The sequence below is a fragment of the Treponema sp. OMZ 838 genome, from assembly GCF_000775995.1.
Taxonomy (GTDB): domain Bacteria; phylum Spirochaetota; class Spirochaetia; order Treponematales; family Treponemataceae; genus Treponema.
On sequence record NZ_CP009227.1, the window covers coordinates 2,306,708 to 2,328,521 of the forward strand.

At 47.7% G+C, this 21,814-nt stretch carries 17 protein-coding genes; 13 read left to right on the forward strand and 4 right to left on the reverse strand.

Annotated features, from left to right (window positions below; genetic code table 11):
- Nucleotides 1–95: 95 nt before the first annotated feature.
- A complete protein-coding gene (locus QI63_RS10470) occupies nt 96–2,804 on the forward strand; it encodes a CHASE2 domain-containing protein (protein WP_044016178.1) in 2,709 nt (902 codons plus the stop codon).
- Nucleotides 2,805–2,908: 104 nt separating this feature from the next.
- Here QI63_RS10470 and QI63_RS10475 read toward each other — a convergent pair whose 3' ends face one another.
- From QI63_RS10475 to QI63_RS10485, 3 genes are all read right to left on the reverse strand, one after another.
- Nucleotides 2,909–4,612, reverse strand: a complete 1,704-nt coding sequence (locus QI63_RS10475; protein WP_044016180.1) for an amino acid ABC transporter ATP-binding/permease protein — start codon at nt 4,610–4,612, stop codon at nt 2,909–2,911.
- On the reverse strand, nt 4,613–6,367 hold the full coding sequence (locus QI63_RS10480; RefSeq protein WP_044016182.1) for an ABC transporter ATP-binding protein/permease: 1,755 nt from the start codon (nt 6,365–6,367) through the stop codon (nt 4,613–4,615).
- Nucleotides 6,368–6,683: 316 nt separating this feature from the next.
- Nucleotides 6,684–7,799, reverse strand: a complete 1,116-nt coding sequence (locus QI63_RS10485; protein ID WP_044016185.1) for an ABC transporter ATP-binding protein — start codon at nt 7,797–7,799, stop codon at nt 6,684–6,686.
- A 269-nt stretch (nt 7,800–8,068) separates the two neighbouring features.
- On the opposite strand from QI63_RS10485, the gene QI63_RS10490 reads away from it, so the two are divergent.
- Genes QI63_RS10490 through QI63_RS10505 form a run of 4 tightly spaced genes read left to right on the forward strand, consistent with a single transcriptional unit; the run spans nt 8,069 to nt 10,845 of the window.
- Entirely contained in the window at nt 8,069–8,524 is a 456-nt protein-coding gene (locus QI63_RS10490; protein ID WP_044016187.1) for a hypothetical protein, read from the forward strand.
- 3 nt (nt 8,525–8,527) lie between these two features.
- Nucleotides 8,528–9,475 (forward strand): DMT family transporter, encoded by a 948-nt coding sequence (locus tag QI63_RS10495; RefSeq protein WP_044016189.1) that lies wholly within the window; start codon nt 8,528–8,530, stop codon nt 9,473–9,475.
- A gap of 4 nt (nt 9,476–9,479) precedes the next feature.
- Entirely contained in the window at nt 9,480–10,274 is a 795-nt protein-coding gene (locus QI63_RS10500; protein WP_044016191.1) for a hypothetical protein, read from the forward strand.
- A gap of 10 nt (nt 10,275–10,284) precedes the next feature.
- A complete protein-coding gene (locus QI63_RS10505; RefSeq protein WP_044016193.1) occupies nt 10,285–10,845 on the forward strand; it encodes a GNAT family N-acetyltransferase in 561 nt (186 codons plus the stop codon).
- 23 nt (nt 10,846–10,868) lie between these two features.
- Here QI63_RS10505 and polA read toward each other — a convergent pair whose 3' ends face one another.
- Nucleotides 10,869–13,727: a DNA polymerase I gene (gene polA / locus QI63_RS10510; protein WP_044016195.1), complete on the reverse strand. Its 2,859-nt coding sequence runs from the start codon at nt 13,725–13,727 to the stop codon at nt 10,869–10,871.
- Nucleotides 13,728–13,847: 120 nt separating this feature from the next.
- On the opposite strand from polA, the gene QI63_RS10515 reads away from it, so the two are divergent.
- The 8 genes from QI63_RS10515 (at nt 13,848) to rdgB (ending at nt 21,768) form a co-directional block, all read left to right on the forward strand.
- On the forward strand, nt 13,848–15,446 hold the full coding sequence (locus QI63_RS10515; RefSeq protein ID WP_144389709.1) for a CTP synthase: 1,599 nt from the start codon (nt 13,848–13,850) through the stop codon (nt 15,444–15,446).
- Between the two features lie 27 nt (nt 15,447–15,473).
- Nucleotides 15,474–15,914, forward strand: a complete 441-nt coding sequence (locus QI63_RS10520; protein ID WP_235619695.1) for an NfeD family protein — start codon at nt 15,474–15,476, stop codon at nt 15,912–15,914.
- 55 nt (nt 15,915–15,969) lie between these two features.
- The gene (locus QI63_RS10525) at nt 15,970–16,848 is read left to right on the forward strand and encodes an SPFH domain-containing protein (RefSeq protein WP_044016201.1); all 879 of its coding nucleotides are present in this window, start codon (nt 15,970–15,972) and stop codon (nt 16,846–16,848) included.
- Nucleotides 16,849–16,971: 123 nt separating this feature from the next.
- The gene (locus tag QI63_RS10530) at nt 16,972–18,105 is read left to right on the forward strand and encodes an LIC_12708 family protein (RefSeq protein ID WP_235619696.1); all 1,134 of its coding nucleotides are present in this window, start codon (nt 16,972–16,974) and stop codon (nt 18,103–18,105) included.
- On the forward strand, nt 18,098–18,637 hold the full coding sequence (locus QI63_RS10535; RefSeq protein ID WP_044016205.1) for a hypothetical protein: 540 nt from the start codon (nt 18,098–18,100) through the stop codon (nt 18,635–18,637). The genes QI63_RS10530 and QI63_RS10535 overlap by 8 nt, the downstream gene beginning before the upstream one ends.
- Nucleotides 18,634–19,713, forward strand: a complete 1,080-nt coding sequence (gene mnmA / locus QI63_RS10540; RefSeq protein WP_044016207.1) for a tRNA 2-thiouridine(34) synthase MnmA — start codon at nt 18,634–18,636, stop codon at nt 19,711–19,713. The genes QI63_RS10535 and mnmA overlap by 4 nt, the downstream gene beginning before the upstream one ends.
- A gap of 568 nt (nt 19,714–20,281) precedes the next feature.
- A complete protein-coding gene (locus tag QI63_RS10545) occupies nt 20,282–21,196 on the forward strand; it encodes a hypothetical protein (RefSeq protein ID WP_044016209.1) in 915 nt (304 codons plus the stop codon).
- Nucleotides 21,181–21,768: an RdgB/HAM1 family non-canonical purine NTP pyrophosphatase gene (gene rdgB, locus QI63_RS10550; protein ID WP_044016211.1), complete on the forward strand. Its 588-nt coding sequence runs from the start codon at nt 21,181–21,183 to the stop codon at nt 21,766–21,768. The genes QI63_RS10545 and rdgB overlap by 16 nt, the downstream gene beginning before the upstream one ends.
- Nucleotides 21,769–21,814 lie beyond the last annotated feature (46 nt).

Below are 21,814 nucleotides of genomic sequence, written 5' to 3' on the forward strand. Positions count from 1 at the left end.
TCTGTGCCCCCTTTAATAAAAAATGAAATTTTTAGCATCTTCCCATTGTATAACTCACGTACATATCTTACTATAGATTTAATAGGGAGTAAAGAGTGAAGAAAAAAACATCGTGGCCTTCAATTGTTATACCGTGCATTATCGGGTTACTGAGTGCCGGAGTGTACCTGTTTCCGTTTTGGATAGGTGTTGAAAATCGGCTGTATGATTTCTTTTTAGGACTAAAGTCTAATGTTAAAGAAGATTCTTCTATCGTGCTGCTGGATATCGATGATGTGTCCATCGAAAAAGTCGGCTTATATCCATGGCCCCGTAATACGATTGCAAAAGGCTTGGAAGCATTGACGCAGCTCGGCGCCGAATTTGCAGTCTTCGATATTGAGTATATCGATAAAAGTCCGATGAGTGTGGATTTTACCTATTTGAACGGTACCTTAAAGTCTGAGTTCGCCGCTTCTTTTGAGGAGATCGGCGCAAATGTACAGGATATTTTTGCAGCGCTTGCCAATAACCAAATTACGCTGCCGGAGGCGGGTATATACGGGAGTGAATTGGTGGATTTAATCGATCAATCGCGGGATACTCTCTACCGGCATACGAAGCAGGTTGCGATAGAAAACGACAGCTATTTAGGACAGGCAATGAGGCTATTCGGCTCGTCGTTTATTACGGTTAATATGCAGGACGATCCTCCGAGTGAGGGTACGGAAGACTTATACGCAATTGCCCAGAAACGTTTTATCTATCCCAAGCTTAAAGTGAACGCCCCTTTATCGGATGGGCGGCATAGTGTTTTGGTACCGATACCCGAAATTAGCCGTATGGCGGCCGGAGCGGGCTTTACGAATGTGCATATCGATAGCGACGGTGTAAGGCGGCGTATCCGGTTGACGGATAATATCGGCGGCACAGTGTTTATGCAGCTTGCCTTTTCTCCGCTGTTGCAGAAACTGGGTTCTCCCGAAGTTGTCATCGATAAAAACCGCGTTACATTGGCCGGCGCCGTGTATGGCGATAAAGCGCAAAATGTTTCAATACCGCTTGATTCAAGCGGTATGATGCTGATCCGCTGGCCTAAAAAGAATTATCAGAAGAGTTTTACTCATATTCCTTTTTATCTATTGATCGATTATGCCGAAAGCGGAGAAAAAACAGCAAGCAGTTTACGCTTGTTACGGGCGAACCAAGGGTGGAATCTCGGCCCCGGCTATGCGCCGATCGATATGTGTATGCAGCTGTGGGGTGAAAGCGAAGAATTGCGCCGTACTGCTCTGGAATCGGGGGCTGTGCAGGATAAGGAAGCGTGGCTTACCGCTGTGCAGGCTTATTGGGATACGGTAAAAAGCTTTTTTGAAACGGACTACGGTACAGCGGTAGCGCGCTTGTTCGACGAGGCAAAACAGGCAGGAAAGCCTGAGGATGCGGAACTGTACGATCAGGTGAAAGCCGATTTTGAAACGCTCTATGCAAATGCCTCCGCATCCTATACCCGGCATACGGAGCTTGAAACGGCGCTTGCCGCTAAACTGAAAGACGCTTTTTGTATTATCGGATGGTCAAGCACCGGTACGACCGATATCGGCGTTAACCCCTTTCACAGTGAATATGTGAATGTCGGTACGCATGCTGCCGTTGCCAATACTATTTTGCAGCGGGATTTTTTACGGCAAGCGCCGGTTTGGGTGTCGGCTTTGTTAGCGATTGTTTTTTCTTTCGGTATCATTTTTATCATCCGTCCGTTTAGTACCATCGTTCAGATTATTTTGGGGGTTGTGCTGTCTGCTGTGGTGCTGATTGTGAATCAGCTCATATTCAGCTTTACCGGTGTTTATATCTTTATCATTTCACCCGTATTGGCGCTTTTCGTATCGTTCTTAACGTACTCGATGGTTTCGTTCATTCTCAGTGAGCGCGAAAAAAGCTTTCTCCGTAAAGCGTTCGGTACATACCTTTCGGGCGATGTTATCAATGAGATAATAGAAGATCCTTCCATGCTCAAGCTCGGCGGGCAGAAAAAATGGATTACCGCAATGTTTACCGATGTTAAGGGCTTTTCCACGATAAGCGAAGCGCTCGATGCCGAACAGTTGGTTAAGCTGTTGAATATCTATCTTTCCGGTATGAGCGATATTATCTTGGAACAGCGCGGTACTATCGATAAGTATGAAGGCGATGCCATTATCTCGTTCTTCGGCGCTCCGGTTGATTATAAAGAACATGCCCGCCTCGCGTGCCGTGCTGCAGTGCTGATGAGACGGAAAGAGGTTGAGCTGAACGAGCTTTTCATGCGGGAAGGTATGAGTCCCAATCCGCTTTTAACCCGCATCGGGATTAACACCGGCGATATGGTTGTCGGGAACATGGGCACCGAACGGAAGATGGACTATACGATTATGGGTAACGCCGTCAACCTCGCCGCCCGTTTGGAAGGGGTAAACAAACAGTACGGTTCATGGCTTTTGATTTCCGATATGACGAAAAATGAAATCGGCGACGAATTTATTACCCGCCGCTTCGATCGCGTGCGTGTTGTCGGTATCAATACGCCGGTACAGCTGTGGGAGCTGGTCGAATTAAAGGATGCTGTCGATTCGGCAACGCTCGACTTTTTACGCCGTTTTGAAGAGGCTCATTGCGTGTTCGACCGGCGGGATTGGAAAGAAGCCGCCCGCCTCTTTACAGCATTGCGTGAAGAACGGCCTGATGACGGCCCCTCCGATGCCTATCTGCGTAAGTGCGAGGCCTTTATTCAAAAGCCTCCGGCAGATAACTGGGACGGCGTTTTCAGCCTTACCCAAAAATAGGATAGAAATACCTGTTCAGAAACGTCCGTTTCAGAACAGGTTGCCTTGAAATGTGATGTTCTAAATCGTAGGTTTATTTTCAGCCACCGAAATAGCGGGGCTGTTTAAAAACCGTCTGATGCGGTTGTCTTGATATTGATAACCGTGTCGGCGATATTCAGCGTTGACTTACGGTGCGAAACGAGCACAACCGTTTTTCCGGCGCCGGATTCCTTGAGCGATTTAAGGATGATACGCTCGTTAAGGGCATCCAAATTGCTGGTGGGTTCGTCGAGGAGGAGGAACGGGGCATCGTGTAAGAATGCACGGGCAAGTCCGATACGCTGCTTTTCTCCGCCTGAAAGGGTATCGCCGAGTTCCCCGACCGGCGTATTATAGCCATCGGGAAGGGTGGTAATAAAGTCGTGGATTGATGCTTTTTGTGCCGCTGCGATAACTGCTTCTTCCGACGCATCCAACTTACCGATTTTGATATTGTCGGCAATAGTTCCTTTGAAGAGCTGACTTTCCTGCGTAACGCAGGATTCCATCGCCCGCAGTGCTCCGGTCGGTACGGTTTTTATGTCTTCTCCGGAGATGCGTATCGCGCCTTTTTGCACTTCCCAAAACCGCATCAGGAGTTTAAGCAGGGTAGACTTGCCCGAACCGCTTGCGCCGTGTATGCCGGTAATCGTATCTTTTTGAATCACCGCGCTGTAATCGTGCAATATCTGTTCATTGCCGTAGCTGAAATCAATATGATCGGCCGCAGCGCCTTCAAATGAACGCGGTTTGCCGTCAGTGGGGATTTCTTCTACGAGCGGCTGCTCTTCCAACAGGCTCAAGATGCGGTCGCCGCTTGCGAGCGTTTGGTGTAAATTGTTGGAAAGCTGCGCAAGGGCAAGCACGGGGCCGAAAGAGGCGCTCATGCCGAGTGTTATTCCTACAGCGGCGGCAAAGTCGATGCTTCCTTGTTGAAAGAGGACACTAGAAAGAAAAAGCTGTGCAAAGGTAAAAAAGAGGATAGCCGTATTCGTCGAAATACGCTGCCGTGCTTCTTGTACGCTTAAATATTCCCCGTTTTGTCCAAGGTTTTCCGAGCGCCGCCGCAGTTCGGTACGGATACGTTCCCCCGCCCCATATTGGATAATTTCTTCCAAGCCGCGCAGGGACTCAAGAACAAAGCTATTCAAATTTCCGAATTCCGTTCTAAAGGCAAGGCCTTGTTCACTTGTTCGCTTGCCGTTGCGCAGCGGAATAATCACACCGATTGTAATATACCCTGCGAGTGCGACCGGTACTGCAATGAGGCTGCGGCTGCCGAGAAAGATCAGCATACAAAGGGATGTTACTGCTGCAATAATGATGGGGGAGATGGTATGGGCATAGAACACCTCCAATAGCTCGATGTCGGTGGTAATCAGAGAAATCAAATTCCCCTTGTCTTTGCCTTCAAGTTTTGCAGGCGCGAGCTTCCGTAATACGTTGAATACCTTATGCCGGATAATGGCTAAAAGCTTAAACGCAATATAGTGATTGCAGTATTGCTCTCCGTAGCGGAGCGCTCCCCGTAGAATTGCAAGGATTATCAGTGCTGTTGTAATCTGTTTAAGGCTTAAGCAAAAGAACGGCCTTCCGATCGCGATGGGGAGCTTATCGTGAAGCGCCGCGATAATTGCTTCGCCGCCGAGGATGGTGATAAAGATCGCGCATAAAAATCCGAGCACTCCGGCGGTAATCGCAATCAGCATAACGGGAAGGAGCGGGCGTACAAGGGTAATCAACGACCCCATAATGGAAAGGGCGCTTCTGCGTTTTGATGTATTCATTTATCGCTCCTCCTGTGCTGTTTGAGTAGGAGCGGTGCTTCCGTACCGTTCCAGCTCCGACTGGCTCTTGTACAACGCGGAATAGCGGCCGTTTAAGGACATCAATTCGCTATGAGTGCCTTGTTCCGCAATCCGCCCGTGTTCCATAAAGTAGATGCAGTCGGTATCTACGCTGTTTGCCAATCGGTGCGAAATAAGCAGCACCGTCTTGGTTTGTTTCAGTTCATGGATAACCTGTAATATCCGATCTTCGCTTTCGATGTCGATATTGGAGGTCGCTTCGTCAAAAATATAGACGGGGCTGTCAAAAAGAAGGGCTCGTGCCAATGCAAGCCTCTGCCGCTGTCCGCCGGAAAAATTCATACCACCTTCCTGCAGCTCGGTGTCCAAGCCCTTTTGCGTATCTAAGAAATCGGCAAGGTTTACTTTTTTGAGCGCGGCCGTCATTTCTTCATCAGAAGCATCCGGCTTTGCAATTCGTAAGTTATCTCCAACGGTTCCTTTAAAAAGATACGCATTGTGTTTTACGACCGCGATATGCCGCATGATACGGCATTCATCGATGGTTTTCAGTTCGTCTGCACCGAACAGGATGCGCCCCGTATAGTTTTTATGCTTACCGGAAAGGAGCGCCGCAATCGTGCTCTTGCCGCATCCGGATTCCCCTGCAAGGGCGATAAAGGAACCGTGCGGAACGGTCAGGCTGATGTCGGTAAGGATTGCCCGTTGTTCGGTATAAGAGAACGAGAGGTCTTGAACGGTGATGCCGGCGGTGCTGTCGATGGAGCCGGACGCTTCCGCAGGTTCGGGTAAGTCGAGAATGTAGAAAAGTTTATCCGAGGCGGCCATTCCGTTCATCGCGATATGGAAAAAAGAGCCGAGCAGTCTAAGCGGAATAAAAAACTCCGCCGACAAGAGAATGATGCTGAATGCCGCCGCGAGCGAAATATTTCCTGCGGCAAATTGATATGCTGCAGTGATGATACCTGCGGCTGCTCCTCCGTAGGCAACCACATCCATAACGGTAATGGAGTTGAGCTGCATACTGAGCACCTTCATCGTGATACGCCGGAAATGTTCCGCTTCTTTGTCCATCTCCTCAGCTTTTGCTTCATCCGCCTGATATATTTTCAGCGTCGTCAGTCCCTGAAGGTTTTCCAAAAAGCTGTCGCCGAGCCCTGCATAAGCGCCCCAGTATTTACTGAGCAGCCGCTTGGCGATTTTTTGCACGGCGACAATGGAAATCGGTATCAGGGGAACGCAGGCGAGGAGGATGACCGCCGCCTTAAAACTGACCGGCGCCAGCACCGCAAAAAGGGTGAGCGGCGCAAGGAGGCTGTAGAAAAACTGAGGCAGGTATCTGCCGAAGTATACTTCAAGCTGTTCGATCCCCTCGGATGCAAGCTGCACTACTTCCGACGTAGCGATGCTATCCCGATAGGCGGCGCCGAGTTTCAGCAGTTTTGCGTAGAGGGCATCCCGCAAGGTGGTTTTAACGTCCCGACCGGCAAGAAAGGCATAGCGGGTTGCAAATTTTGTTGCGACAGCCCGAACCGCAAGCGCCGCTATAAAAACAGCGCCTGCCGTCATTATCTCTTTTGAGGTAATCGTACCCTTGAATAAAGCTTCCAAAAGACGCCCGATAAAAAACACCGCTGCAATCTGCGAGACAAGGGCAATCCACTGCCACAAAACATTTAAATAGACATAGCGCTTCGAGTGCGCCAAAAACGTAATTAATCTTTTCTTTATCATAAATGTATGGGCTGCATACTATCATGCTGGGGAAAAATCCGCAAGCTATGGGTAACAACGCTATCGATAGCTTGCTTGTATGAGGATGGGTGCTGAAGAAATAAAAAAAAAGAGGGGCTGTCCAAAAACTTCAGTTTTTGGACAGCTTCCTTAGATTTAGATGCGACGTTTAAAATTAAGTCATTGCTGTATAAAGACTTAATTTTAAACTCGACGGGGATGTCCCGAAAGTAACCAACTTTTGGGACATCCCCTTTTATCTCAAAAACTTTGCAAGGCTGTTTAGCAAGCCGTGTAGGCCGGCGTATGGAGCGTTTTATTGCTTTTGAACGTCCTCGCAGATATTTGCTTCCGTTTCATTATCGAAGAAACGTGCTTTTTCCATATTCGGAACAAAGTGAAGCAATTCTCCGATTCCCGCTTCGACGGTGTTGAATGTACGGGCAATGACCTGCTGGTTCTTTGACGCGAGATAGAGGTGGGTTTCCGCTCCGAGCGGTTCTTTAACGGTGATCTTGAGTGCCATGCTGTTTTTAGCATCATCGCTTTCTGCAACCAGTTGTAAATCTTCCGGCCGAATACCGAAGAATACGTTTTTACCGACATACTTCTTTAAGTGTCTTTGCTGATCTTCAGTAGGATGCAAGACGAAAGTACCTTCGTCGATAGCGATGCCGCCGTCTTTCTCGATGACTTTGACATTTAAGAAGTTCATGGGCGGAGAACCGATAAATCCTGCTACGAATTTATTTACCGGATGGTTATAAAGATAGAGCGGCGAGCCGATTTGCTGTACCTTTCCGTCTTTCATAACAACGATTTTATCGCCCATGGTCATCGCTTCAACCTGATCGTGTGTAACATAGATCATCGTGGCCTTTAAGCGGTTGTGTAAGTCGGAAATTTCGGCACGCATCTGAACACGCAGTTTTGCATCGAGGTTGGAAAGCGGTTCGTCAAATAAGAATACCTTGGGGTTACGGACAATAGCACGTCCTACTGCGACACGCTGGCGCTGTCCGCCCGAAAGAGCTTTCGGTTTACGGTCGAGCAGTTTTTCAATGTCGAGAATACGGGCGGCTTCATGCACGCGGCGTTCAATTTCTTGTTTATCAACTTTACGTATCTTTAATCCGAATGCCATGTTGTCATAGACAGTCATGTGCGGATATAGTGCGTAGTTTTGGAAAACCATTGCAATGTTACGGTCTTTCGGCGGAATATCATTCATACGTTCACCGTCTATGTACAGGTCGCCTTCGCTGATTTCTTCAAGCCCGGCTACCATGCGGAGTGTCGTTGATTTACCGCAGCCGGACGGTCCGACGAATACAACAAATTCCTGATCTTCGATAACGATATTGGCATTTTCTACTGCACGGACGTTTCCATCGTAAACCTTGCCGATACCTTTCAATTCAACTTTTGCCATTAAGGCCTCCTAAAAATTATCCTATAAGGAAAAGTATATCGCCAAATTACGTCTCTGTCAAACAAAAAACTGTCCGGTATGTTTGGGGCTGTCCAAAAACTTCAGTTTTTGGACAGTTTCCTTAGATTTAGATGCGACATTTAAAATTAAGTCATTACTGCATAAAGACTTAATTTTAAACTCGACGGGGATGTCCCGAAAGCAACCAACTTTTGGGACATCCCCTTGCTAGTCAATTGATGCGGAATATGCTATAGTAGCTTGAGAGTATGCTTGAATTAAAACCGATTATCATAAAAGAAGAAGACGACAAAAACGATGTCTATTATACTCTGACGTGGACTGCCTTAACGCGTGCGGATAAATATAAGATAACAACGTCTGTTCCTGCCATCGCCGGTATGTACGAGCTGTATTATATGGATACCCATAAACGGCTCAATTTACTGGCGATTACTCATGCGTGGTATGGAGGCTTACGGAGTAATTTGCGGCAAGCAGTTGATCCGTATCATACCCATGACCTCGCAATGCGTGCACTGCTTGAAGAGTCGCCGCTGTACTACCGGTATTCCTGTTCGGATTCTTTCGGAGACCTGTTGGATACCGTATGGTTTTTGCATAATGTATATTTTCCCGACGATGTACGCGTACAACATTCTCAGCGGTATCGGAAAATTTTTTTACGAGAACAAGCTCCCGATAAAGTCTATTGGCTGGATTAACCTATGAGTAAACTTACAAAAAAAGAGATCAGTGCATATATTGCGCTTCTTGTTGCCGCAATGTTTTGGGGAACGACCTTTGTCGCTATCAGCAGTACGAATGACTATTTTCCTCCTGCTTTTTTGGTCTTTATGCGGTGTGCCATCGGAGGCGTTGTGTTGCTGTTCGTTTTTATCAAACGGTTAAAACACTTGTCCCGTTCGTACATCATTGTTTGCGCCTTCCTTGGTCTCCTCATGACTATCGGCTATTTGATGCAAAATCTTTCTATTGCTGCCGGTTGTCCTCCTGGGCGGTGCGGTTTCTTGGTTGCCACCTATTGCGTTATCACTCCGTTTATTGCATGGTTTGTATGGAAAAGAAAACCGAATGTCTATAATATTATTGCGGCTGTTCTCTGTCTGGTCGGTATCGGTTTTATTTCGATGCCTGATCTTCTGAAAACTTCCAATGTCGGTTTAAATCTCGGTGATTTTCTTGCCTTGATAGGCAGTGTGATTTTTGCCGCCTACCTCGTGTACCTTGGCCGGTATGTTGATACCATGGATCCGATTTTGCTTACAATCGGGAATCTTTTTTTCGGTGTCATTTATGCAGGTTTGTATACTTATTTTTTTGAAGACAGCACTCGAATCGTCTGGAACGGGCAGTCTATTTTTGCCGCTCTTTATTTAGGCGTTATTTGTATGTCTCTGACTAATATCTTGCAGGCGATCGGTCAACGGGAAGTTGTTGCATCGACGGCTGCGCTCATATTCTCCCTTGAATCGGTATTCGGTATTATCCTCGCCATTGCGTTCTGGCATGAGAGGGTAACAGCTTCACTGCTGATAGGCTGCATTTTCATCTTTATTGCTATTGTCATTTCCGAAACCAAGCTGGGTTTCCTCAAGAAAAAATTGAGCAGTAATGTATTCAGAAAAATTTTCTCTCAAATAAAAACTCCGTAATCCGATGACCGATAGGGAATGGCAGGCTTTTTCCGTATTTAGAACCGACTTTAAAGCGGTATGCCGGCAATGGCTTAACCGGTGCGGCTATGAGTATTCAGCACCTGATGAAACAACGTCATCGGTAGAAAGGTCGGCGAACCGCGGAAAGCTGCATCTATTACAGCAGGCTGCTGCAGCTGATAACAAGACTCCCGCTTATCCGCAAGAAACGCCCATTGTGTATAACCATAGCTTGGACGAAGTGCAAGCCTCAGATAGGATAAAACTGATTATCATCAGCGATAATCCGGGAAAAAACGAGCAGCTGCATAAAAATCAACGCTATCTGGTAGGGCAGGCGGGGAAGGTTGCAGAAGGTTTTTTCCGCCGCAATCCCGAACTCGCTATTGATTTTAGACGTGAAGTCATTATTCTTAATAAAACTCCCGTTCATACGGCAAAGACAAAGGAGCTTAATTACCTGCTCAAGCACGGCGGCGAACAATTCCGCAATCTTTTTGAGGAAACGCAAGAATGGCTTGCTGCCAATACCGCCGCCCTGCAACGAGTGCTCGGTTGTCCGTTCTGGCTGGTAGGATACGGCGAATTACGGAAGAAATCTCTTTTTACCGCTTATGCGGAAGAATTGCGGCGGCAGTACGGCGGGAAGTCCGAGGCTCCCGTCTATGTATTTCAGCATTTTTCGATGAATTGTTTTGCTATCGATTTTAAAAAATTGAGCGATGCGCATACGTCTACGGCAGAAAATCTTAGGGCAATAGGTTTACTGCACCGTAAAGAGATCCTAGGGTGGTGATGAGGATATAATGATGCTGAAAGGGTATAGTGTAAGAAAGGCGGAGCAGGGAGATTTAGCTGCGGTCATGCAGGTTGAACGGCAAAGCTTTGAAGAAAACATCGTTGAGGATGAAAGTGTGTTTGCCGACCGCATCGCGTATGCTTCCGACTGCAATTATGTTCTTGTTAAAACGGGTACGCAATCGGTATGCGGTTACTTTACAGCTGAACTGTGGGATTCCTCACAGATTGGAGTAGATGCATTTGCGTTGGGGCATTCGGTACGGGAACGTCATCAGTCTACAGGAACAGCGCTGTATATTTCTTCCTTTGCATTGTTGCCGGATGTGCGCGGGCAAAGCATTGCCGAAAAATTTTTTGCAGCTTCTATAGAACGCATTGCTGCCGTTTTTCCGCAGTTGGAGCGGATCATTCTGCTTGTGCATGAAGACTGGCATAAGGCCATCCGGATTTATGAAAAACAAGGCTTTATCCGCACACAGGTTTTAGACCGGTTTGCATGGTTCGGGGATAAGCAGGCGTTTATCTACGAAAAAATGATAGGCGCTTTTAAAAACTCCAGCTTTTAGAGGTTCCCCATATTGTTTCCTGCTTAGTGGAAATCTCCCCAGCAGCTGCCCGCTTCGATGCTGACACGAAGCGGGACGGCAAGCTCGACGACGTGTTCCATCTCTTGTTTTAACAGTGCTTTGACGGTATCGACTTCCGCATCGGGCGCTTCGAGGATTAGCTCATCGTGTACCTGTAACAGAAGACGCGCCTTTAACTGCTGTTGTTTTAATGCGCGGTCTACACGCAGCATTGCCGTTTTGACGATATCGGCGGCGGAGCCTTGAATGGGCGTGTTGATGGCAATTCGCTCCGCTGCGGCGCGCTGTGTTTGATTCCGGCTGTTGATGGCGTTGATATATCGCCGTCTGCCCATCAGTGTTTCCACAAAGCCTTTTTCCGCGGCTGACTCTTTGAGCGTTTCCATAAAGGCGGATACTCCCGAATAGGTGGTAAAATAGCGGGTAATAAACTCCGCCGCCTCGGTGCGGGATATGCGCAGTTGATTGGCGAGCCTGAATGCGCTCATACCGTACATCACTCCGAAGTTAATTACCTTTGCAATGCGGCGCATATCGGGGACAACGTTTTCGACCGGCACGTTAAAGATGAGCGCAGCCGTCGCCGCGTGGACATCGGTTCCGTGCCGAAATGCCTTTACTAAATTTTCATCCTGCGAAAAATGAGCGAGGATAACCAGCTCGATTTGTGCATAGTCGGCGGAAATCAGCTTACAGCCGTCCGCTGCGTAGAATGCCTTGCGGATTTTGCGGCCTTCTTCTCCTCTGATCGGAATATTCTGCAAATTGGGATCGCGGCTCGAAAGTCTCCCCGTCGCGGTTCCCGTCTGAATAAAACTGGTGTGTATCCGCCCGTGTGTATCGGCAAGTAGGGGTAACGCATCGGCGTAACCCGATTTCAGTTTTGCGGAGGCGCGGTAATCGAGAATTTTTGCCGGAAGTTCATCGATGGTGGCAAGCTCCTCAAGCACGGAAATATCCGTAGAGTAGCCGGTTTTTGTTTTTTTACCGGTCGGCAGCTTCCGTTCGGTGAACAGCACTTCCTGCAGCTGCTTAGGGGAGGCGATGTTAAAGGGATGGCCGACCAGCTTGTAAATTTCCGCTTCGTCCCGCGCAAGCGTATCCGCCAATTCCTCCGAAAACGCGGCGAGCTCTTCTTTTTTAAGGAAGATACCCTGCGCTTCCATATCCGCAAGGAGCGGCATCAGCGGCATTTCAAGCGTTTCAAAAAGCGCGGTGAGGTTTGCCTGCTCCAAGGCGGGCTTATATAGGTGATATAATTGCAGGGTGAAGTCGGCATCCTCCGCTGCATATTCGGTCGCTTGCGGAAGGGGCACCGCTGCAAAGGTACGGCCTTTGGGGACGACGTCTTTATAGTTAATGCCCTGCAAGCCGAGCTGCGCTTCGGCAAGGTTCTCCAACCCGAAACTAAGGTTGTCCGGTTCGAGCAGCCATGCCGCTATCATCGTATCGAAGAGGCGGCAGCCGGCGCTGGTAAAAATCTTTGCCGTCCGCAGCACCTGATAGTCGAATTTGCCGTTGTGCAGTATCAGAGTGAGTGATTCGTTGCTCCAGAGCCGCGCGAGTAGTTTCTTTGCGGCGGCAAGGGGCATCACGGTGAAGGGCTGTTCCCCCAGTTCGGGCGCCGGCGCTTTGAGCGGTACGTAGATGCCGGTACCGGCTTTTAAGCTGAGCGAAAATCCGATAAGGGCGTCGTACAGCGGATTGAGGCCGGTGGTTTCGCAGTCAAAGGCGGCAAAGCCCTGCGCTTCGGCTTCTGCGATAACGGCTTCGAGTTCTGCCGCATCCGTTACGGTGCGGTACTCGCCGGTATTTTTACGGAGCTCCGCCGGTGTTGTACCGGTACCGGCGGACGAGGCTGCTTTGCCGCGGGAAATCGCATCGCCTGTACCGGAACCGTTCTCTACCGAACTGCTACCCGCTGAACCGCCGGCTGCTGCGGTATTGGGCGCGGCTGCTGCACCAGCCATGCCTGCTTCTTCGGCGGCCTTTGTGTACAATTCCCCGAGGCGCGGCAGCTCATATTCTTTCAGCAGCGCAGCCGCCTCCGTGTAGTGCAGCGCATCGCAGCGGTAATCCTCAATCGAGCCTTCGATGGGAATATCGGCGGCAAGCGTTATCAGTTTTTTTGAAAAATAGGCGCTCTCTTTTCCGGCAGCCAATTTCTTTTGTACGGCTCCCGCAATGGAATCGATATGTTCATACACAGCGTCGAGCGTACCGTAATCCTGCAAAAGTTTTACAGCCGTTTTGGGGCCGATGCCTTTTACGCCGGGGACATTATCCGAAGCATCGCCGATGAGCGAAAGATAATCGAGCATCTGTGCAGGCGCAACCCCCCAATGCTCCTTAACCTCTTCGATGCCGCAGTGCGCCAAGGCTTCACTCTTATCGGGTTTAAGCACCGAAACAAACTCTCCTACAAGCTGCGCTAAGTCTTTATCTCCGGAGATGATAACACAGCGGCGGCCTTCTTGTGCAGCGCGGCAGGCAAGGGTTGCGATAATATCATCAGCCTCAAAACCGTCTTTGCGGAGGCAGGCGATACCAAGCGTTGTCAATATTTTTTCGATATGCGGAATCTGCGCGTGCAAATCTTCCGGCGTCTTGTCGCGGGTTGCTTTGTATTCGGGGTACCATTCGTGCCGAAAGGTCGGCGTGCGGGAATCGAAGGCTGCAAGAAAATACTGCGGCCGGTATGTTTTTAAAATCATCGCAAGACTTCTAAAAAAGCCGTAAAGAGCGGAAACGTTTTCGCCCGCCTTATTGGTCAACGGATGGCTGACAAAAGCGAAGTAAGAGCGGTAAATTAAGCCGTAGGAATCAAGCAGGTAGAGCGTATCTTGTGTATGCTGTGTCATGGAGATGAGTGTATCATAAAACGCCCCGCAGTCATAGCGGAGGGGGATTTCACGATGCTGTGTTCGGCAAGGGCATATTGATTGCGGAAGCCCTCATAATATGCTATAGTAGCGTACATGATGAAAGCTCGTTTTATTTTTATTACCGGCGGGGTTGTTTCTTCCCTTGGAAAAGGCATTACCGCGGCATCTATCGGACTTTTGCTGAAGAGCAGAGGTTTTTCGGTTATCAATCAAAAGTTTGATCCTTATCTGAATATTGATCCGGGGACAATGAACCCCTATCAGCATGGAGAAGTTTTTGTAACGGAGGACGGCGGAGAAACCGACCTTGACCTCGGTCATTACGAACGATTCACTGATGTTGCTTTGCATAAATTTAACAGCCACACAGCCGGAAAAGTGTATCTTTCCATTTTAGATCATGAACGGGCTGGGGACTATTGCGGAGCGACCGTACAGGTTATCCCGCATGTTACCGACGAAATTAAACACCGCATTATGCAGACGGCGGAAGAAACCGGCAGCGATATTGTCATTACGGAAATAGGCGGTACGGTCGGCGACATCGAATCGCTCCCTTTTATAGAAGCAATTCGGCAAATTAGGAACACGGTCGGCAGGGAACACTGCCTTTTTATTCACCTCGGGCTTTTACCGTACTTAAAAGAATGCGGTGAGATTAAAACCAAACCCATGCAGCATAGCGTTAAAGAGCTGCTCGGCTTCGGAATTCAGCCCGATATTATTATGTGCCGCAGCGAAAAAAGGCTCAGCAAATCAATTCGTGAAAAGCTCAGCCTTTTTTGCAATGTCAGCCAAGACGCCATTATCGAAAACCTTACTGCAAAATCCATCTACGAAGTTCCATTGATGCTGGAAGATGGCAACCTCGGTAAAAAAATATGTGAGCTTTTCAATATTCCCAATCCTGAACCCGATTTACAGTCGTGGAAGGAAATGGTTGAATCCTATTATCATCCCGAAAAAGAAGTAACGGTTGCGCTTGTCGGCAAATACACCGAGCTGCCCGATGCGTATTTAAGCGTAAGCGAAGCGTTGACCGCTGCTGGTGTCTATCACCGCGCACGTGTAAAGCAGCTATGGATTGACGCAGCAAAGATTACGGATGCGGCAAAGACTGAAGAGCTGTTAAAGGATGCGCAGGCGATTATCGTTCCGGGCGGTTTCGGCGAACGCGGGATTGAAGGGATGGTGCTTACTGCGGAATATGCACGCAGCAAGGGCGTTCCCTATTTCGGTATTTGCCTTGGAATGCAGATTGCCGTTATCGAATTTGCCCGCCATGTACTCGGGATGGAACGCGCGCATTCCTCTGAATTTATCAAAAATTGCGAGCCGGTCATCGATTTAATGCCCGATCAAAAAGACGTGCAGCTCGGCGGTACGCTCAGGCTCGGTTCTTTCCGCTGCATGGTTGCGGAAAACAGCAAGGCGGAACAGGCATATAAAATGCACGAAATCAGTGAACGCCACCGGCACCGCTATGAATTTAACAATTTGTACCGCAGCCGGTTTGAAAACTCCGATATGCTGCTTTCGGGAATCAATCCGGAACGTAATTTGGTGGAAATCGTCGAGCTGAAAAATCATCCGTGGTTTTTAGCGGTGCAGTTCCATCCCGAATTTGCCTCCCGTCCCAATAAACCGCATCCGCTGTTCCGCGACTTTATCGGAGCGGCGCTGACGCGAATCTAAGGTTCTATCCATATGATTGAATTGTCAATGTTATTAGCACTTTATACGCCGTGGTTCTGGTTCGGTATTGCAGTCATCTGTGCAGTGATCGAGGGAATGACACTCGGTTTAACGACGGTATGGTTTTCGCTCAGCGCCGTATTGATGATTTTTATCTCTATGCTGCATCCGCCGTTTTATGCGCAGTGCATTTTATTTGCGCTTGTTGCGCTTCTATTGCTCTTTTTCACCCGTCCCATTGCGTTGAAGTTTTTACATACAAAGCGAGTAAAGACCAATGCGGATAGCCTTATCGGTAAAAAAGCACTTGTACTGCAAACCATTACCGAGTTTGAAAAGGGGCAGGTTAAAATCAACGGTATGGTATGGACTGCCGCTTCAACCGGCGGCGCAGACATACCTACCGGAGAGGAATGTATCATCGAAAAGATAGAGGGTGTTACCCTCATTGTAAAAAAGATAGAATAGGGAATTCCTAAAGATTAAACTGAGTGTTTAGAAGTTCCCAATAGCGAGGTCTATTATGTGGATTGCTTTTGCATTAATTGTGTTCGTACTCATTCTGCTTATTTTGAATATCAGAATTGTACCGCAGTCTCAGTCGTTCATTATCGAACGGCTCGGCGGCTATTTCCAGTCATGGGAAGTCGGTCTACACGTTAAGATGCCGTTTGTCGATCGAATCGCCAATAAGGTGTCGCTCAAAGAACGGGTGCTCGATTTTAAGCCGCAGCCGGTTATTACGAAGGATAACGTTACCATGATGATCGATACGGTTATCTATTTTCAGATTACCGACCCGAAGCTCTATACCTACGGTGTTGAAAATCCGATGAATGCGATTGAAAACCTGTCGGCAACGACTCTGCGGAATATTATCGGTGAATTGGAACTTGACGGCACGCTGACAAGCCGCGATGTTATCAATACCCGTATGCGCAGCATTCTGGATGAGGCGACCGATCCGTGGGGTATTAAGGTAAACCGTGTAGAAGTAAAGAATATCATTCCTCCTGAATCCATTCAGGAAGCAATGGAAAAGCAGATGCGTGCAGAACGTGAACGGCGTGAAGCTATCCTTATCGCAGAGGGTCAAAAGCAGTCCTCTATTCTGGTGGCGGAAGGAAAAAAGGCGTCGATGATTTTACAGGCCGAAGCGGAAAAAGAATCCGCTATTTGCAGAGCGCAGGGTGAGGCTGAGGCAATTTTGGCTATTCAAAAGGCAACGGCTGAAGGTTTGAATCTTATTAAGAATGTCGGTGCCGATTCCGCACTGATTAAACTGCGCAGTCTCGAAGCCTTTGAAAAAGTAGCCGACGGAAAATCGACGAAAATTATTATTCCTGCGGATATTCAGAATATGGCGGGGCTTGTGTCGGGCATTGCTGAAGTGCTCAAATAAGCAGCAAAAAATCGGATTATCGTAATGTATCGCCGCAGTCGTTTTTTTCAGGGACTTTGTATTTTCTTGTGTTCCGTTTTTTCCCTTTGTGCGGTTTCGTGCGGGAAAGACAGAACGGGAAACTTGGAGCGCAAACAGCTTTTTTCAATAAAATACGGAAATTTTGAAGACCAGCTCGATTTGTTTCAGCTGGCAAGTCCGTATGTCCGTCCCGACAGTCAGCTTGTTATGGATGACGGTATCTTTTATCTGAGTAATTCAGGTGCGGGAAAAATCCTCAGGTTGACATCATTCGGCGATTTGTTGGCATTGTACTATAATCCTGATAAAAATCCGCGCCCGACATTTATCGATGCCGATCAAACCGATAAAATTATGACCCGCAGCGCCGTGCCGTATCCGCTCAATCATCCGACGTATCTTGCCGTAACGCCAAACAAAAATCTGTTTGCCGTCGATACGGTCAACGAAGAACGTATTGAGTACGATCAGACGGAAAATCTTGTGCTGCGTGATACGGTCATTCATTTTAGTGATACGGGGGAATTTGTGGATACTGTCGGGCAAGAAGGTGTCGGCGGTACTCCCTTTCCGCCCATCGAAGGGCTTTATGCGGATGCAAATAACGGTATTATTGTAGTGTGCCGAACGGAAACCGGTATTCGGGTATACTGGTATGACAATACCGGCAGCTTGCTGTATAAAATTCCCATCGCGTTTAGCGGATTACCGTCGCCTTACACCAACGAAGTAAAGATGTTTTCCAGCCTTGATAAGGCTGTTCCCGATTTTACATCGAAGCGGCTTTATATCAAAGTCGATTATTATCGTGAAGACATCGATACAGATATCAATGTGAGTGCCGGAATCAGTTATGATAAAAGCTGTCTGTATACGTTTAATATTGAAGACCGGCGGTATGAACGGACTATTGATATCGCTGCGTATGAAGATACCGAAGACACGAATACCGGCACCCGTCCTGTTAAAAAAGTTTACGGATTGCTTGGTATAACGGCAAATCATTGGTGTTTGTTGACAACGCCGCGCTCCGACGGCTATATCCTCGAATTAATCGACTTACATTCAAATAAAATATATACACGGACATTGGCTGTTTCTCCGGATGAACTGGTGTACAACGCTTTTTATCTTTCTTCCGACGGTATCTTGTCGGCGCTTCTTGCCGGAGATAAACAGGCAGATATTGTCTGGTGGAAGACAAACACAATTACCGGGGTATCAAAAAATGAATAACCAACCGGATTCGTGGAGCGAGGGCAGTTCATATCTCCGCTATGACCGGAGTGAGCGTTTGAAGCGAGCGCCGGAAGCGGTGCAGCAGATGTATGAACCCGATTACATAAAAAAAATCAGCTTACTGAAAAGTCTTACCGCAACACGTTCGTCCCGTTCCATGTTATTCGCCATTATTGCCGTTTTTGCGCTTACGTTTCTCTCTTTTCTCTTAAAAACCGGCCGGCAGTCGGGAAAAATTGAGGGCGTTCCGGTCAAACTGGACTACTTGACCCAACAAAACTATCTCTATGTGAATATTTCGTTTGAAGCCACGGAACAAAGTGATGACTATGCGCTGCCGCTTCTTGTCCGTATTACCGCAATAAACCGCGATACGGACGAAAAGGAAACGAAAACCATTGAAGTGATTTATATCGGCAGCGCGTTAAGTGTGCCGGCTCAATTCCCTGCCCATACTTATAAACAATTGGAAGCAGTTGTGCTGACGGACGGTAAAGCAATATCGTTGCGGAGTTCCATAAAAAAATGAAGATTGCAGTAGGCTTGAGTGGAGGCGTTGATTCCAGTGTTGCTGCAAAACTCCTGATAGAGCAGGGGTATGACGTATGCGGCATTACGCTTCGTTTGCTGAATGAACAAGCCTCCGCTGCGAAGGAACAAACAGAGCGGATTATTGAAGAAGCGGCGCAGGCAGCGAGGGTACTCGGTATTCCGCATTGTGTTTACGATTTCCGTGCCGAATTTCAAAAGCAGATAATCGATTATTTTATTCAAAGCTATCGCAGCGGAGAAACGCCGAATCCCTGTTACATTTGCAATAAGCAAATTAAATTCGGGTTACTGATGGAGCAGGCATTACGAGAAGGGTTCGATGCGGTTGCAACCGGTCATTATGCCAAAGTATTTCAGGAGCTGTCCGGCCGGTATGTGTTGGAGCGGGGCGCCGATGCGCAGAAAGATCAAAGCTACTTTTTGGCCTTGTTGAGCCAAGAGCAGCTCAGCAGAACCTTTTTCCCGCTTGCGGAACTGACGAAACCGGAAGTCCGGCTTATTGCAGAAAATGCCGGACTGGTTAATGCGCATAAGAGTGACAGTCAAGATATTTGCTTTGTGCCGGACGGTGACTACACGGCAGTAATCGACGCATTGGCACCCGATGCTTTTCCTGAAGGAGATTTTATCGATATCAACGGCGTCAAGGTCGGTACACACCGCGGCTTGCATCGTTATACCATCGGGCAGCGGCGGGGGCTTGCACTGCCGTTCGGCTATCCGATTTATGTGGTTGAAAAATCGGCAGAGCATAATACCGTTACCGTCGGTTCAGGCGAGACGCTTCTTGCCGCTGCCTGTTCCGTGCGTGAGGTAAACCGGATTGCCGAAATGCCGCTGGAGCCTTTTTATGCAGAAGTTAAAACACGGTACCGGCAGCAGCTGAAAAAAGCCCGCATCGAACCTATCGGCACTGACCGAGTCCGTATTGTTTTTACCGAACCGGAACGGGCGGTTGCGTGCGGGCAAGCCGCTGTATTTTATTCCGGGAGTAGGGTACTCGGCGGCGGCATTATTGACAGTGTTGAATCTTCCTCATGTCCGATTCGATAACTCTGCCAGCCGAATAATTTTCAAATGCTCAAATTCTGATATTCCGTGTATCATATTCTGACAGATGGCGCACTTATGGTTGTATCCATATTTTAATGTTACTGCATAATGACAGGAGGAGGAAAACGGAATAAAGATTTTCTTTCATACATATAATTTGACACAAGAGTTTGTAAATTGTTATTATAAAAAGACTTATTTAAATAAATCCGTTGTCGGTCTTAACTGATCATTATCTCTAGAAAACCTGCTCGTTTTTGAAAAAATCCGTATTTCCTTTTTTTGGCATGTATCTTGCTATGACACAACTACGCATCAATATACCTCGGCGCAGAGCATCGGGGAACATGCTATAAGGCGGTTGTAATACCTGTGCTACGGTTCAAGCAGTACCGAGGTATTAAACTCTCTGCACAAAAGACCTATTCGATAACTGTGTTTTCGAATAGGTCGACGAGTTCTAAATCGCACAAATAGCACGATTTAGAACATCGCATTTCAAGGTAACCTGTTCAGAAACGGAAGTTTCCGAACAGGTTTAAATAAAATTACGCTCACGGAGGAACGTATGCAAGAGGATATCGTTGAAACGATATTGACGGACTTTTCACGGCAGAATACACAAAAAGAAGCCGTCGATCGGTTGTTTCAGTATTTGTATTTTAATCTCGGCGAATTCGGAGTCTACTGCGGAAGCGAGGATATGCGCAGTGACTTTTTACTTTGGCTCTATCCGAAGCTGGATGCTATCATAGACGGTTATAATCCCGATAGGTCAATATTTCCTACATACTTGCGGATGTCTCTTACCTATAGCTGGAAGCTCTTTCTGAGACGGAACCGCGAACAGGCGACGTATGATTCCGTTGCCCAAGATGATCAGCAGCGGATCGTTAAAACGATACAGGACGAACAGGACGGGGCACAAAACTATGAATTGTATGCAGCAAGTCCGCCGCCTTCTTATACGGTGTTACCTGAAAAAGCTCAGTCTATTCAAGAAACAATCAGATGGGAAAGAAAAAGGAAAGACATCTATACACGTTATTTTCTCGAACTGTTGTGTAAATCTTGTTTTTGTATCAATGACCATTTGCTGCAAACGGTTGCTGGACATTTAGGAATATCGGTACGGAAGGTAAGACTGCTGATTGAAGAAGCAAAGGAGCTGACCGACAAACGGGATACCGTTTACAATGAATGGGTAACTAAGCGGGACTTTTATTATGTGCGGTATAAGAGTGCGACACTTCAGCTGCGTAAGGTTGATGAGGCTCATGGTTCCGTCATCAAGCGCTTGAAAAACCGTCAAGCATACAGTTATGCGCGTTGGCAGGGGTATCTGAAACGGATACAGGAATATACGCGGGGACCGAGTAATCGGGTATTGGCAAAACAACTGGGTGTTTCTCGAGCGACAATTAACAACGATCTTGTCGAGCTTAAAAAAGCGTGTTATGGTAGGTTATGCACATATACTTAGCAAGCGGCAACCGGCATAAACAAGAAGAATTTGCCGCTATTTTGGAAGGGCATCGCATCAGTCTCCCTGCTGATGCAGGTATCCTCTTTGATCCTGAAGAAACCGGAACAACTTTTTTAGAAAATGCACTCCTAAAAGCTCGCGTGTTATACGAAAGTGTTAAATGTCCGGTGATTGCCGACGATTCGGGGTTGTGTATCGATGCGCTCGGCGGTAAGCCCGGTATCTATTCAGCCCGTTATGGTATGAAAGACGGTGTGCAGCTGAAAGCGGAGGAGCGGAATCAGCTCGTTCTCCAGCAGATGGAAGGTGTGGAAAACCGTCGCTGTCGGTTTGTCTGCTGTATTGCAGTGATGCTGGATGCTCATCGTTTTTTTACGGTGCAAGAAACGTGCGAGGGTGTGATTGGTACATCGGAGCGCGGAGAACATGGTTTCGGCTATGATCCGATTGTGTATCTTCCAAAGATCGGTAAAACGGTTGCAGAATTGACGGCACAAGAAAAAAACGAACTGTCTCATCGCGGAAAAGCCGGACGAATTGTCGCCCAACTATTGCGTATCCTTTCGTAACGGATGTTACCGCCTGTTCCAGCTCGGTATGATATAATCGCAATAC

Bases quoted from the DNA above. Each gene is read 5' to 3' on its own strand.
- polA (WP_044016195.1), bottom strand. From the start codon at position 13,727: ATGACACAGCATACACAAGATACGCTCTACCTGCTTGATTCCTACGGC.
- QI63_RS10480 (WP_044016182.1), bottom strand. From the start codon at position 6,367: ATGATAAAGAAAAGATTAATTACGTTTTTGGCGCACTCGAAGCGCTAT.
- QI63_RS10485 (WP_044016185.1), bottom strand. From the start codon at position 7,799: ATGGCAAAAGTTGAATTGAAAGGTATCGGCAAGGTTTACGATGGAAAC.
- QI63_RS10475 (WP_044016180.1), bottom strand. From the start codon at position 4,612: ATGAATACATCAAAACGCAGAAGCGCCCTTTCCATTATGGGGTCGTTG.
- QI63_RS10500 (WP_044016191.1), top strand. From the start codon at position 9,480: ATGACCGATAGGGAATGGCAGGCTTTTTCCGTATTTAGAACCGACTTT.
- QI63_RS10525 (WP_044016201.1), top strand. From the start codon at position 15,970: ATGTGGATTGCTTTTGCATTAATTGTGTTCGTACTCATTCTGCTTATT.
- mnmA (WP_044016207.1), top strand. From the start codon at position 18,634: ATGAAGATTGCAGTAGGCTTGAGTGGAGGCGTTGATTCCAGTGTTGCT.
- QI63_RS10520 (WP_235619695.1), top strand. From the start codon at position 15,474: ATGTTATTAGCACTTTATACGCCGTGGTTCTGGTTCGGTATTGCAGTC.
- rdgB (WP_044016211.1), top strand. From the start codon at position 21,181: ATGCACATATACTTAGCAAGCGGCAACCGGCATAAACAAGAAGAATTT.
- QI63_RS10490 (WP_044016187.1), top strand. From the start codon at position 8,069: ATGCTTGAATTAAAACCGATTATCATAAAAGAAGAAGACGACAAAAAC.
- QI63_RS10515 (WP_144389709.1), top strand. From the start codon at position 13,848: ATGAAAGCTCGTTTTATTTTTATTACCGGCGGGGTTGTTTCTTCCCTT.
- QI63_RS10505 (WP_044016193.1), top strand. From the start codon at position 10,285: ATGATGCTGAAAGGGTATAGTGTAAGAAAGGCGGAGCAGGGAGATTTA.
- QI63_RS10535 (WP_044016205.1), top strand. From the start codon at position 18,098: ATGAATAACCAACCGGATTCGTGGAGCGAGGGCAGTTCATATCTCCGC.
- QI63_RS10495 (WP_044016189.1), top strand. From the start codon at position 8,528: ATGAGTAAACTTACAAAAAAAGAGATCAGTGCATATATTGCGCTTCTT.
- QI63_RS10545 (WP_044016209.1), top strand. From the start codon at position 20,282: ATGCAAGAGGATATCGTTGAAACGATATTGACGGACTTTTCACGGCAG.